General features: G+C 49.2%; 11 protein-coding genes. 4 read left to right on the forward strand and 7 right to left on the reverse strand.

Features of this window, described 5'->3' with window-relative positions; all coding sequences use genetic code 11:
* Position 1 precedes the first annotated feature (1 nt).
* Both ACS0RQ_RS17710 and rlmKL read right to left on the reverse strand, forming a co-directional pair.
* A complete protein-coding gene (locus ACS0RQ_RS17710) occupies positions 2 to 1909 on the reverse strand; it encodes an ABC transporter ATP-binding protein (RefSeq protein WP_334634230.1) in 1908 nt (635 codons plus the stop codon).
* 12 nt (positions 1910 to 1921) lie between these two features.
* A complete protein-coding gene (gene rlmKL / locus ACS0RQ_RS17715) occupies positions 1922 to 4030 on the reverse strand; it encodes a bifunctional 23S rRNA (guanine(2069)-N(7))-methyltransferase RlmK/23S rRNA (guanine(2445)-N(2))-methyltransferase RlmL (protein WP_334634232.1) in 2109 nt (702 codons plus the stop codon).
* A gap of 99 nt (positions 4031 to 4129) precedes the next feature.
* Here rlmKL and ACS0RQ_RS17720 point away from each other — a divergent pair, with 99 nt between their 5' ends.
* A complete protein-coding gene (locus ACS0RQ_RS17720; protein ID WP_271850926.1) occupies positions 4130 to 5239 on the forward strand; it encodes a YcbX family protein in 1110 nt (369 codons plus the stop codon).
* Here the strand turns inward: ACS0RQ_RS17720 and zapC are convergent.
* Together zapC and pyrD are read right to left on the reverse strand one after the other, a co-directional pair.
* The gene (gene zapC, locus ACS0RQ_RS17725; RefSeq protein ID WP_039078575.1) at positions 5236 to 5778 is read right to left on the reverse strand and encodes a cell division protein ZapC; all 543 of its coding nucleotides are present in this window, start codon (positions 5776 to 5778) and stop codon (positions 5236 to 5238) included. The two genes, ACS0RQ_RS17720 and zapC, sit on opposite strands and share 4 nt — an antisense overlap.
* Before the next feature lie 168 nt (positions 5779 to 5946).
* On the reverse strand, positions 5947 to 6957 hold the full coding sequence (gene pyrD, locus ACS0RQ_RS17730) for a quinone-dependent dihydroorotate dehydrogenase (RefSeq protein ID WP_271850927.1): 1011 nt from the start codon (positions 6955 to 6957) through the stop codon (positions 5947 to 5949).
* A gap of 247 nt (positions 6958 to 7204) precedes the next feature.
* Here pyrD and ssuE point away from each other — a divergent pair, with 247 nt between their 5' ends.
* Positions 7205 to 7786, forward strand: coding sequence for an NADPH-dependent FMN reductase (gene ssuE, locus ACS0RQ_RS17735; RefSeq protein ID WP_271850928.1), 582 nt, complete (start codon positions 7205 to 7207; stop codon positions 7784 to 7786).
* Between the two features lie 68 nt (positions 7787 to 7854).
* Here the strand turns inward: ssuE and pepN are convergent, their stop codons facing one another.
* Entirely contained in the window at positions 7855 to 10467 is a 2613-nt protein-coding gene (gene pepN / locus ACS0RQ_RS17740; RefSeq protein ID WP_271850929.1) for an aminopeptidase N, read from the reverse strand.
* Positions 10468 to 10882: 415 nt separating this feature from the next.
* Between pepN and ACS0RQ_RS17745 the strand changes: the two genes are divergently transcribed.
* On the forward strand, positions 10883 to 11122 hold the full coding sequence (locus ACS0RQ_RS17745; protein ID WP_317077875.1) for a DinI family protein: 240 nt from the start codon (positions 10883 to 10885) through the stop codon (positions 11120 to 11122).
* A 384-nt stretch (positions 11123 to 11506) separates the two neighbouring features.
* Entirely contained in the window at positions 11507 to 11881 is a 375-nt protein-coding gene (locus ACS0RQ_RS17750; RefSeq protein WP_317077874.1) for a cytochrome b562, read from the forward strand.
* 36 nt (positions 11882 to 11917) lie between these two features.
* Here the strand turns inward: ACS0RQ_RS17750 and ACS0RQ_RS17755 are convergent, their stop codons facing one another.
* Positions 11918 to 12499 carry a cytochrome b/b6 domain-containing protein gene (locus tag ACS0RQ_RS17755; RefSeq protein ID WP_317077873.1) on the reverse strand — a complete coding sequence of 194 codons (582 nt, stop codon included), beginning with the start codon at positions 12497 to 12499 and terminating at the stop codon, positions 11918 to 11920.
* Positions 12500 to 12662: 163 nt separating this feature from the next.
* Positions 12663 to 13595: a cation diffusion facilitator family transporter gene (locus ACS0RQ_RS17760; RefSeq protein ID WP_317077872.1), complete on the reverse strand. Its 933-nt coding sequence runs from the start codon at positions 13593 to 13595 to the stop codon at positions 12663 to 12665.
* Positions 13596 to 13936 lie beyond the last annotated feature (341 nt).

Consider the following 13936-nt stretch of genomic DNA (forward strand, 5'->3'; position numbering starts at 1 on the left):
GTTATGCGCCGTTTTTTAGAGCCTCCAGATACTCCCAGCGTTCAAACGCTTCTTCCAGCGCCTGTTCCGCCGAAGCCAGTTCGGCTAATACTTTCTGCGTGTGGTCGTGAGGCTGGCTGAAAAAGCTGGCATCTGCCACCTGCGCCTGCAATGTTTCCAGTTCCGCCTCCAGCTTTTCCAGCTTTTGCGGCAGTTGTTCCAACTCACGTTGCAGGTTATAGCTTAGTTTGTTACTGGTTCGTTTAACACTTTCTGTTTTGTTAACCGAAGCTTCGGCAACTTTCTTCTCGGATGCGGATTTGTATGCCTGCGATGCCGCTTGCTGACCACGCGCATCATGATAACCGCCAACATATTGACCAATCCGTCCCGCGCCTTCGAAGATCCAGCACTCCGTAACGGTGTTATCGACAAACTGACGGTCGTGGCTGACCAGCATAACAGTGCCCTGGTAGCTGTCGATAAGCTCTTCAAGCAGCTCCAGCGTTTCGACATCCAAATCGTTGGTAGGTTCGTCGAGAATCAATAAGTTACTGGGTTTCAGGAACAAACGTGCCAGCAAGAGTCGGTTACGTTCACCGCCAGAGAGCGCGCGAACCGGTGTCATCGCCCGTTTCGGATGGAAGAGAAAGTCCTGCAGGTAGCCCAGCACATGGCGTGGCTTACCGTTTACCAACACTTCCTGTTTGCCTTCCGCCAGGTTATCCATCACCGTTCTGTCCGGATCGAGCTCCGCGCGGTGCTGGTCAAAGTAAGCCACTTCCAGCTTGGTACCGCAATGAATACGTCCACTGTCGGCCTGCAACTGACCCAGCATCAATTTGAGCAGCGTGGTTTTACCACAGCCATTCGGTCCGATCAGGGCAATCTTGTCGCCGCGCTGAACCTGAGCAGAAAAGTCTTTGACCAGCACTTTGTCGTCCACCTGATAGTCGACATTTTCCATCTCAAAGACGATTTTGCCCGAGCGGCTTGCCTCTTCCACCTGCATCTTCGCGCTGCCCATCACCTCGCGGCGTTCGCTGCGTTCGCGACGCATGGCTTTCAATGCGCGCACACGGCCTTCATTACGGGTACGGCGAGCCTTGATGCCCTGGCGGATCCAGACTTCTTCCTGCGCCAGCTTGCGGTCAAACTCCGCATTTTGCAGTTCTTCAACGCGCAGGTTTTCTTCTTTTTCAAGCAAATAAGTGTCGTAATCGCCGGGATAGGTCACCAGTTTGCCACGATCCAGATCGACAATACGGGTCGCCATATTGCGGATAAAGGAACGGTCATGCGAGATAAAAATAATGGTACCGCTGAAGGTTTTCAGGAACCCTTCCAGCCAGTCGATAGTTTCGATATCAAGGTGGTTTGTTGGTTCATCGAGCAGCAGTACTTTCGGTCCGCTGACCAGCGCTCGGCCCAGCGCCGCCTTACGCAACCAGCCGCCCGAGAGCGACGCCAGCGGCATGTCAGCTTCCAGACCCAGTTGTGCCAGCACTTCATTGATACGGTTTTCGAGCTGCCAGAGACCGTGGTGGTCCAACAGTTCCTGTAAGCGCGCCATCTCGTTCAGGTTTTTATCGCTCGGATCGGTCATCACCAGATGCGAAATTTCGTGATAACGCTTGAGGTACTCCGCCTGCTCTTCAATCCCTTCGGCCACAAAGTCATAGACGCTGCCCGCGACATTACGCGGCGGATCCTGTTGCAAACGTGCCACGATCAAATCCTGTTCGTACACGATGCGGCCATCATCCAACCCCTGTTCGCGGTTGAGGATTTTCATCAGCGTCGATTTGCCCGCGCCGTTACGTCCTACCAGACAGACACGTTCGTTATCCTCGATATGCAGTTCGGCATTATCGAGGAGAGGCGCATCGCTAAACGACAGCCAGGCGCCATGCATACTAATTAATGACATCTATTTATCCTTTCAGGCTGCGGTAATCAGCCAGCAGTTGTGGATCTGACGGTTACGGGCGAAATCTTGCGACTGCGTTTTTTGGGTAATTTCTTGTGCTTTGAGCCCAAGCGTAGCCAGCCCTTCAGTATGCATACGGAAACCGCGTTTGTTGTTTGAGAACATGATCGTGCCGCCTTTACGCAGCAAACGTTTAAGATCTTTCATCAGTGCCAGGTGATCGCGCTGGACATCGAAAGAGTCTTCCATACGTTTTGAGTTCGAGAATGTAGGGGGATCGATAAAAATCAGATCGAACTGCTCGTCACTTTCGCGTAACCATGCCAGTACATCGGCCTGTAGCAGGCGGTGCGGACGGCCGGTCAGGCCGTTGAGACGCAAATTGCGCTCCGCCCACTCCAGATAGGTACGCGACATATCCACGGTCGTGGTGCTGCGCGCCCCGCCAAGCCCCGCGTGTACACTCGCGCTGCCGGTGTAAGAGAAGAGATTCAGGAAATCTTTTCCCTTACTCATCTGGCCCAGCATACGGCGTGCGATACGGTGGTCGAGGAACAGGCCCGTATCAAGATAGTCCGTCAGGTTCACCCACAGTTTGGCGTTGTATTCGCTCACCTGGATAAATTCACCCTTTTCATTCATCTTCTGATACTGGTTATTGCCTTTCTGCCGCTCACGGGTTTTCAGCACCAGCTTATTCGGTGCAATACCCAGCACGGCGATGGTCGCGGCAATGATGTCAAACAGACGCTGACGCGCTTTTTGCGCATCGATGGTTTTGGGTGGCGCGTACTCCTGCACTACCACCCAGTCACCGTAGCGATCAACAGCCACGTTATAATCCGGCAGATCGGCATCGTACAGGCGGTAGCATTCGATGCCTTCCTGACGCGCCCATTTTTCCAGTTTCTTGAGATTCTTACGCAGACGGTTGGCGTAATCCTCAGCCATTACCGGCGCTTTTGCTTCGCCGGTGTTTTCCGCCAGGTGGTAGTTTTTCTGCACGCAATCCAGCGGGCCATTTTTAGCCTTGAACTGACGGTCAGCACGCAATTGCAGGCAGTTAAGCAAATCGACAGAGGCGCTGAACAACGACAGATTCCAGCCGCCGAACTGCGATTTCAATGTCCTTCCCAGCAGGCTGTGCAGGGCAATCAGCGCAGGTTCGCTCTCCAGACGCTCACCGTACGGGGGGTTGCTGATAACCGTACCATACGGCCCTTTTGGCAGCGGGTTGCTTAACTGCGCCACGTCTTTTACGTCGAAAGTGACCAGCTCGCCAACGCCAGCACGGCGGGCGTTACGCTGCGCGCGCTCAATGACGCGAGGATCGTTATCGGAGCCATAAAAATGCGATGTGTAATTAGCCAGCCCAGCTCGCGCGCGGGTCTGCGCCTCAGCTTTCACTTCCTGCCAGATTGCCTCATCATGTTGAGCCCAGCCGCCAAAGCCCCAGCGGCCACGGTGTAGACCTGGTGCACGGTCGGTAGCCCACATGGCCGCTTCGATCAACAAAGTGCCGGAACCACACATCGGATCAAGCAGCGGCGTGCCCGGCTGCCAGCCAGAACGCATCACAATTGCCGAGGCGAGGTTTTCTTTGATTGGCGCCATACCGGTGCCATCACGGTAGCCACGCAAATGCAGCCCTTCACCACTCAGGTCGAGCGCAATGCTGGCTGTCTCTTTGTTCAGCCAGACGTTGATGCGTAAATCCGGCGATTCACGATTAACATTCGGACGCGGCAGATTTTTGCGCGTAAAGCTATCGACAATGGCGTCTTTTACTTTCAGCGCGCCATACTGACTGTTACGAATTTCTTCATTCAGGCCGCTAAAATGCACCGCAAAGGTTGCATCAGGGCTGAAAATCTCCGTCCACGGAATCGCCTGCACGCCGAGGTAAAGGTCCAGATCGCTGTAAACCTTACACTCGCTGAGCGGCATCATGATGCGCGAGGCCAGACGACTCCACATCAGGCTTTGGTAAATAAGCCGTGTGTCACCATGGAAATGGACGCCCCCCTGAACCACCCGGCACTCTTGCCCGCCCAGGTTTTCCAGTTCAGTTTTTAATAGCTCTTCCAGCCCACGGGCCGTACTGGCAAACAGAGAAATCATAAAATCACTTATCGATGAAGAAAATTGTTGCGCATTATAGCCAATCTGGCGTTCATGTCATAAAGTTGAGGGCTTATTTTCGTTCACAGAGGAAATGACGTGGCTACCCTTTCGCGTCTTTTTATCCATCCAGTGAAATCCATGCGCGGTATTGGCCTGACGCATGCCCTGGCAGACACCTGCGGGTTATCCTTTGATCGCATTTTTATGGTGACCGAAGCGGATGGCACCTTTATTACTGCACGACAGTTCCCGCAGATGGTCCGTTTTATTCCCTCTCCCCTGACGGATGGCCTGCATTTAACCGCGCCTGATGGCAGCAGCGCTGTGGTGCGTTTTAATGATTTTGCGCCTCAGAGTGAGCCAACGGAAGTATGGGGAAATCATTTTACTGCCCGGGTTGCCCCCGAACACATCAACCAGTGGCTCAGTGGTTTTTTCGCACGAGACGTTCAGCTTCGCTGGGTGGGGCCGCAAACCACACGCCGGGTAAAACGTTACGAGGATGTTCCACTCTCATTTGCCGATGGCTTTCCGTTTTTATTGACCAACGAAGCCTCATTACGCGATTTACAAAACCGCTGCCCGGCGAGTGTGCAAATGGAACAGTTCCGCCCTAACCTGGTGGTCACGGGTGCCAGTGCCTGGGAAGAGGACACGTGGAAAGTAATACGCATCGGCGATGTCGTCTTTGACGTGGTGAAACCGTGCAGCCGTTGCGTTTTTACCACCGTCAGTCCCGAACGCGGGCAAAAACATCCCGCTGGCGAACCCCTGGCAACCCTCACCCGTTTTCGCACTGCGCAAGATAATGGTGATGTTGATTTCGGTCAGAACTTAATTGCCCGCAATAGTGGGGTCGTCCGGGTAGGTGATGAGGTCGTGGTCCTTTCCAGTGCACCCGCTAAACCCTATGGCGCAGGACAGGCTGTTGAGTCTGTAGAACAAGAGCAGAAAACAGAAGACGTGGTGGATATTGTCTGGCAGGGGCAAAGCTTTCGCGGTAACAATCAGCAAATCTTGCTTGAGCAACTGGAAAATCAGGGGATACGCGTGCCCTATTCCTGTCGGGCGGGCATTTGCGGCTGCTGTCGCATTCGCCTGATTGAGGGTGAGGTCAGCCCGTTGAAAAAATCAGCTATTGCGCAAGATGGTTCTATCCTGAGTTGTAGCTGTGTACCAAAAACCTCAGTTCGCCTGGAAAGTTAAACGGCCTGTTCAAAGCTGAAACTGGCAGCACTGAGCTGCGGTTTCAGCCTGTCATTCATGATCTTAATAGGATCGCCTAATTGCATCGTACGCCCGGCGATAACCACACCCGGCTGGGCCAGCAGGCAAAGTGCGGCATTTTCACCCGGTTCAACGACCAGTAAACTCACCTCTTCGCCGCTGTCACTCATCACGACGCTCGCAGCTTCTCCCGCACAGGGAGACCACGGCTGATTGTAGCTGGTAAAGTGCCAGCTTTTTGGCATTTGCGGCTTCAAAAAACGAATGGCCACCAGTGCATTAAGCACCAGCTCGGCACGTTGTTCGTTAGAAAGCATCAGGTCGCGGCATTTTTCATCAAAGGAGAAGTATAAGGCGGCATCGTCTACACAAAATCCGCAGGGGGAAAACGCATCCGGGGTAAGCATTTTACGGGCAAAACGCGAGCGAAATAACATGCCATTGGCCAGATCGAGCATCATACGATCGTGCTCGTCATCAAAATACCAGCGCCAATTATCGTCAGGTTTAATTCGCATTTTGTTCCCCTCTCTCCGTAAACATCCCTTTGCCTTTTTCATCCTGTGCCGTTTCGCTTATTACGCTAAATAAGCAAAGACTAAAATGTACAAATTAGCAACAATCACGGAATATAAAACAACCAGGGCCGGAAATAAAGCCCTGGTTGTCCGATAGTGAGCAAAAGATTAGATATGGGTAACGATTTCTTTAATCAGTTGCGGTCCTTTAAATATAAAGCCGGAATAAATTTGTACCAGTGATGCTCCTGCGTCCATCTTCTCGCGCGCGGCAATCACGGAGTCGATGCCACCCACGCCGATAATCGGTAAGCGGCCATTTAATTCCTGGGACAGGCGACGAATAATTTCGGTGCTTTTTAATTGCAGCGGACGGCCACTTAACCCACCCGCTTCATCACAATTTTTCATTCCGCGAACCAGTTTTCTGTCCAGCGTTGTATTGGTGGCAATGACGCCATCAATATTATGGCGAACTAAACTGTCGGCCACCTGGATCAATTCTTCCTCGGAAAGATCCGGGGCGATCTTCACAGCAACAGGAACATATTTATGGTGGGTCTGATGAAGCTCATTCTGCTTATTTTTAATGGCACCCAGAAGGTCATCCAGCGCTTCGCCATATTGTAATGTTCGCAGGCCCGGCGTGTTTGGTGAGGAAATATTAATCGCAATATAACCGGCATAGGCATAGATTTTTTCCATACAAATCAGATAGTCATCTTTGCCGTTTTCAACGGGCGTATCTTTATTTTTGCCAATATTAATACCCAGCACGCCGTCAAAATGCGCTTTTTTCACATTCTCAACCAGGTTATCAACGCCCAGATTGTTGAAGCCCATACGGTTGATCAACCCTTCTGCGTCGACCAGGCGGAAGAGGCGCGGCTTGTCATTGCCCGGCTGCGGGCGCGGCGTCACGGTACCGATCTCGATCGCGCCAAACCCCATAGCACCCAGCGCATCGATACATTCACCATTCTTATCGAGGCCAGCGGCAAGTCCCAGTGGGTTTTTAAACGTTAGCCCCATGCACTGTACCGGTTTTTCCGGCACACGCTGACGCACCAGTGCCTCTAGCGGCGTACCCGTAATGCGGCGTAATTGTTGAAAAGTAAATTCATGAGCGCGCTCGGGGTCGAGCTGGAAAAGGGCTTTACGAACGAAGGGGTAGTACATGAACTCTCCTGGATTCCCGGTGTGCAAACCGGGGGCGTATTATCTTTGATTAGCCGAAGAAATGGAATTGACCTTGGGCAAAAAAAGGTGAACTGAACGCAATCGTTTCCTTATCCTTTTCTGCATATTCGTTTTTTAACGTGTTTTCACTAAAAAAATCATTTAGCGGAATATAAAACCTCTGCGACACTGAGAAAATAGTTATCGATGTTTAATAAAACGAAGCAAATGGTTATAAGGAGTGAATATGCGAGTTGTCACCCTGGCGGGAAGCCCGCGTTACCCTTCCCGCTCAAGCGCCCTGCTGGAATATGCGCGCGAACACCTGACGGCCCTTGATGTTGAAGTGTGTCACTGGCATTTGCATAACTTTGTCCCGGAAGATTTGCTCTACGCCCGCTTCGACAGCCCGGCGCTGCAGACACTGCTCGAACAATTACATGAGGCCGATGGGCTGATCATCGCTACCCCGGTGTACAAGGCCTCTTTTTCCGGCGCGCTAAAAACCCTGCTTGATCTGTTCCCCGAACGAGCGCTGGAAGGCAAAGTGGTCCTTCCGGTCGCCACTGGCGGTACCATTGCACATATGCTGGCCGTGGATTATGCGCTCAAGCCAGTTCTGAGCGCACTGAAAGCCCAGGAAGTGTTGCATGGCGTCTTCGCCGATGACAGCCAGGTGGAGGATTATCAGCATAAGCCCCGCTTCACCGCGAATTTGCAGACGCGCCTGGACAGTGCACTGGAAACATTTTGGCAGGCCTTACACCGCCGCGACACGCAAGTCCCCACCTTCGGTGCCCATATACCGGGTGTTGCCAGAGCCTCGTAATAAAAAAACCGGGTCGCGCTGTAGACGCTAACCCGGCTTGTTATCACACAGTGCCTGCCCGCTGAATGTTATGCCAGCGCTTTACTGATTTTCTCATACAGATCGCCTGACAGATTCGGCAATGCTTTGAGTTGCTCAAGCGCCGCACGCATTTTTTCCTGACGTTTCGCATCGTAACGTTTTAAACGAATCAGCGGTTCAATCAGGCGCGAAGCTACCTGCGGGTTACGGCTGTTCAGTTCTGTCAGCATTTCGACCATGAACTGATAGCCGCTACCGTCTTGCGCATGGAATGCTGCCGGGTTGCTGCTGGCAAACGCGCCAATCAGTGAACGCACTCGGTTCGGGTTGCTCATGGTAAACGAACGGTGTTTAAGCAGACCGCGCACGGTATCCAGCACATTTTCTGCCGGGCTGGTGGCCTGAAGGATCAGCCACTTGTCCATCACCAGACCATCCTGATGCCATTTGTCATCGTATTCCTGCATCAGCGCATCACGGCACGGCAGTTGGGCGGCAACCGCGGCAGACAGCGCCGCAAGCGCATCCGTCATGTTATCAGCATTGTGATACTGCTCGCTTACCAGCTTATCGGCCAGTTGCGCGTCGCCGAAGGCCAGATAACGCAGACAGGTATTACGTAAGGCACGCTTGCCGATATCCGCATGTTCCACGCGGTAGGTATCCAGCTTATTGGCGTTATAAACGGCCAGCACTTCATCTGCCAGTTCGGTGGCCAGGGTGCGGGTTAGCGCTTCACGTACCGTCACGATGGCTACCGGGTCGATAACGTCAAACAATTCGGCAATCTCATTTGCTGAAGGCAGCGTCAGAATTTCCGCAGCCAGAGCCGGATCGATATGTTCGTCCAGCAGGATCGCGCGGAACGCATCGGCAACGTGCAGTGGCAAAGACAACGCCTGCCCCTGCTGATGGCGGGCAACGTTGAGCTTAATGTGCGTCGCCAGCAGACTCTGTGCGGCATCCCAGCGAGAGAAATCATTGCTGGCGTGGCGCATCAGGAACGTCAGTTGCTGATCGCTCCATTTATATTCCAGTTTCACCGGCGCGGAAAACTCACGCAGCAGCGACGGCACTGGCTGGAAGTAGACGTTATCAAAGACAAAAGTCTGTTCGGGCTGGGTGACATTCAGCACATGGTGCACCGGGTGACCGTCTTTCTGCAACGGGATGACCTTGCCTTCATTATCATAAAGTTCAATATCAAACGGGATGTGCAGCGGATGTTTCTCCTGCTGTTCCGCTGTAGGCGGCGTACGCTGGCTGATAGTGAGCGTGTACTGTTCGGTCGTCGGATTGTAATCGTCGTGTACCGTGACAATCGGCGTCCCCGCCTGGCTATACCAGCGACGGAAATGCGACAAATCGATATTTGAGGCATCTTCCATTGCCTGGACGAAATCATCACAGGTTGCGGCGCTGCCATCGTGACGCTCAAAATAGAGCTGCATCCCTTTCTGGAAATTCTCTTCACCCAGCAGGGTGTGGATCATGCGGATGATTTCTGAACCTTTCTCATACACCGTCAGGGTGTAGAAGTTGTTCATTTCAATCACTTTATCCGGGCGAATTGGATGCGCCATCGGGCTGGCGTCTTCGGCGAATTGCAGCCCGCGCATGGTACGGACATTATTGATACGGTTTACCGCACGGGAACCCAGGTCCGAGCTAAACTCCTGGTCGCGAAACACAGTCAGCCCTTCTTTCAGGCTGAGCTGGAACCAGTCGCGACAGGTTACGCGGTTACCGGTCCAGTTGTGGAAATATTCATGACCAATCACCCGTTCGATATCAAGATAGTCTTTGTCGGTTGCGGTATCGGTCCGGGCGAGCACATATTTGGAGTTAAAGACATTGAGGCCTTTATTCTCCATCGCGCCCATATTAAAGAAGTCCACGGCGACAATCATATAGATGTCGAGGTCATATTCGAGGCCAAAACGGGTCTCGTCCCATTTCATGGAGTTCTTGAGCGAGGTCATTGCCCACGGCGCGCGGTCAAGGTTGCCACGGTCAACGAAGAGTTCCAGTGCAACTTCACGCCCGGAGCGGGTTGTAAAGGTATCGCGCAGCACATCAAAATCACCCGCGACCAGCGCAAACAGGTAACACGGTTTCGGGAACGGATCCTGCCACTGCACCCAGTGACGGCCATTGTCCAGCTCGCCCTGGTCCACGCGGTTACCGTTAGAGAGCAGGTAGGGATAAGCAGCTTTGTCGGCGATGATTTTGGTGGTAAACCGCGCCAGAACATCAGGGCGATCCAGGTACCAGGTAATATGGCGGAAACCTTCTGCCTCACATTGGGTACAGAGTGCTTCGCCAGACTGATAGAGGCCTTCAAGCGCAGTATTCGCAGCCGGGCTGATTTCATTCACGATACGCAATGTGAATCGCTCAGGCAGGCCGTCAATGACCAGGTGATTGTCTTCTTCTTTATATTGTGTCCATGGCTGGTCGTTAACATGGATTGACACTAACGTCAGGTCTTCGCCATTCAGACGCAATGGCACTGGAGAGGCGCTATGACGCGAAATAGTGCTCAGCGCAGTGACAACGGTTTTTGCGGCATCCAGGTCAAAGGTCAAGTCAATATCGCTAATCAGGTAATCCGGCGCACGGTAGTCGTGGCGGTATTTGGCTTGTGGCTGTTGTGTCATAAAAAACCTTTAGCATCTTCTGTTTGGTTACGTCTCCAGTCTATTCCTGTTGCGTAAATCCCGCCACGCAGAATGTTCATCTTTTCAGGGAGAAAAGCTCACTATGCTACATTTTAGTAACATGAAACAGTAATTTTAAAAATCGACAAATATCGTCCAGGAGCGCCGTAAATCACGGTTGGACTGATTAAACGAATTTCACATTTGCGAACTTTAGCGATTTTCATCGATGGTAAATGCCCCATTGGTGCCCCATAGACAATTCTCTGCAGCCCAGACGGATAAAGGCCTCGCGCTAAAACTCTGGTCGAAAATACCCCACAGATTCGCTGCTAGATGAGCGACCACTTGACACTGTATAAATATCCAGCTAATAATAGCTGTATATCCAACCAGTAATTTAACTGAGGTAAGTATGTTCGTTGAACTCGTTTACGACAAGAGAAACGTTGAGGATTTACCAAGCGCAAAAGAAATCATTCTGGCTGAACTGACAAAGAGAGTTCACAAGATTTTCCCAGGTGCAGATGTGAGAGTTAAACCAATGCAGGCGAACGCGCTGAACAGCGATTGTACGAAAACTGAGAAGGAGCGACTCAACCGCATGCTTGAAGAAATGTTTGAAGAAGCAGATATGTGGATGGTTGCTGATTAATTACATTTACATCGCCGGGCATTCGTCCTCCCCTGCCCGGTTAACGAAATATGTCACCCGACCAACTACGATCACGTCTTCCAGGGACAGCTGTATTACACTCTCCTCTAATTTCCCATTATGAAATCCATTCCAGTCAATTTGAGCAAAAGTCTTGTCACCATCACTAATTATATTAAATCTTAGTTTTTATTAAACCTAGTATACTCATAAAAATCACTCTCACTTTAATATAGAACAGCACGTTTCTTAAACGTAAATAATTCTTATAGACATTTCAGAATCTAAGTTCTTGTCTAAATGTTTAATATATTGCTTTTATTTTATTTTCTTATTTGCTAGTGTGAAGATTCGCTCTTTATTTTATAAATGACGGTACAAGTTATGAAAAAAATTATTCCTGTATTAGTTGCTCTGAGTTCTGTGCTTTTTGTAAGTGTGAATGCTATGGCAAATTCACCTACAGTAAAAGATTCAATGAAGTTAATGAGTAAAAGTTATCGTGCAGTGATGAATGATAAAAATATTGATTCATTCAAAAAAGATTTATCCTCTTTTAAAATGTCGGTACAGGAGGCTCAGCGAACCTCTCTTCCTGGGGCCGATAAGACAACTTTCGATTCTGGAATGAAGCAATTGTTGGATCAGGTAAATATAGTTGAGACGACAGCAGAGCAGAAGGGTCTAGCACCAGCACAACAGGAAGCAAAAAAATTACGTAATATAATGGAGCAGTTTCATTCTAAACTTGGTGTTTGATTGATAGTGAGAGGCATTTCTGCCTCTCACTCTTTATTATTTAATTTTCTTATACCCTGATATCATCGTACGTATCAGGTTTTCTTTGGTCAGGTAGCTAATAACCAATACGGCGGTTATATGAATACCCGCACCAACCATCGTTAAATTAGCAAAAAAGCTGTGAATGTCCCCCCAGGGAACTATATCTGTAGCACTGGCGATAACGGCCTGCCAGCCATCAATCCTATCTGATATGCTTGCAAGCCAACCAGTCGCACCGGTAAGAAGTAACCCAGCGAGCAGGCATACAATCATTACGGCACCGGCGGGGTTATGCCCTTCATAGTATGGGTGCTCTCCACGAAGTAATTTCTTTTTATACTCCCTAAATTCTGTATAGGAAGGAATAAAAGAAGAAAATCTTGCATTTTTACTACCAATAATTCCCCATACCAGACGTACAAGCACAAAGCTGATGATGATATACCCAGAATATATATGGAGAGCACTACCTTTCTGGAATAGCTGGCCTCTTTCAGATAACAGATAATTACAAAAGAATAAGATAACAACTGTCCAGTGAAAAAATCTTATGAAAGGATCCCAAACCTTAATTTTTTTGCTTTGATTGCTCATTGTGACTCCTGTTTGCTTGTCCTTGCCATTAAGATTAGTCTGTAAACCTTAGTTTATCCTTAAGAAAAAAATGGTTATCACTTTGCATAAATATCAACAACATAAAAACACCCTCAAAAACAATAAATTGCCATTGTTCTCAGATGAGTTTACGAATGATCTTTTATTGATTACGAAAATCACCCTTGTAGGGGTCTACGTGAGTCATAACATTTAACACGTTATATTTATCCAATACTGCTCTTCGGGCATTAATAGCTATATCATGCCCTTCCCGGACAGAAAGATCACCATTAACTTCCAAATGAACATCAACAATTACAGAATCGGCCATTTTTCTCGTTTTTAAGTTATGTATATTAATGACTCCATTGGTTTCCAGTAATGTAAGCCTTATTTTTTCTTCTGTTTCCGCATCCGCGGCCCTGTCCATCAGGTCATGTAACGCATCTGATAGGAATGAATACCCCATTTTAGTAATGATGAGACCGACAATTAATGCAGCTACCGGATCAAGAAGTTTGAATCCTGAAATATTGCCAATAATGCCTAACGCCACAACAAGCGAAGATGCTGCATCCGAGCGGGCATGCCATGCATTCGCAATCAGCATGCTTGATTTTATGCGGGTTGCTACGGATAACATGTAGCGGAAAAGCAATTCCTTAAAAGCGATTGCAAGTAAAGCAACCCACAGGGCAGCAATATGAACCTGGGTAATAGTCTCCGGAGCATGGATTTTATTGGCGGACGACCATAGCATTCCAATGCCAACTACCATCAAAAGAGCGCCAAGTATTAATGATGCTCCATTTTCATATCTATGATGTCCGTAATGATGGTCTTCGTCTGGTTCTTTCTTGCTTTTTTTATTCGCAACTAGCACTACAAAATCAGCAATCAAATCTGAAAGTGAATGAATACCATCAGCAATGAGCCCCTGAGAGCCGGAAAAAACACCTGTAATAACCTGAACCAGTGTCAACAGACAATTAACTATTACACTAACCCATGTACTTTTCCTCGCTGCCTGAAAACGTTCATGAGAGTCATTATCATGCTCATCATTAATATTAATTAAATCTTCATTTGCCATTTAATTTTCCTGCAGATTACGGCTAGGGATGAGTTTATGTTTAAATTTCATTCAGCGCTGACAGCAGTATTAAATCCTTTTTATTATAAACAAGCAAGTTTTGATAATGATTACAAAAAATACAAAACATAGCCTTTGCTATATTAAAAAAGATCCCACTCTCCTTTTTTAAATACCATCATTATCTTTTTCATTTAATTATTTCATTCCAATAACCACCCTTATTAAGAAATAAAATACAAAATAATCCACCGCCTTGTGGTAAATGATGACTATAAAAAACCGAAATTAACCATGTTGATTATGTCATTACCTGCTCCGACCAGTCCATTTCTGGTGCC

Source organism: Phytobacter diazotrophicus, assembly GCF_052061655.1.
GTDB lineage: Bacteria > Pseudomonadota > Gammaproteobacteria > Enterobacterales > Enterobacteriaceae > Phytobacter > Phytobacter diazotrophicus.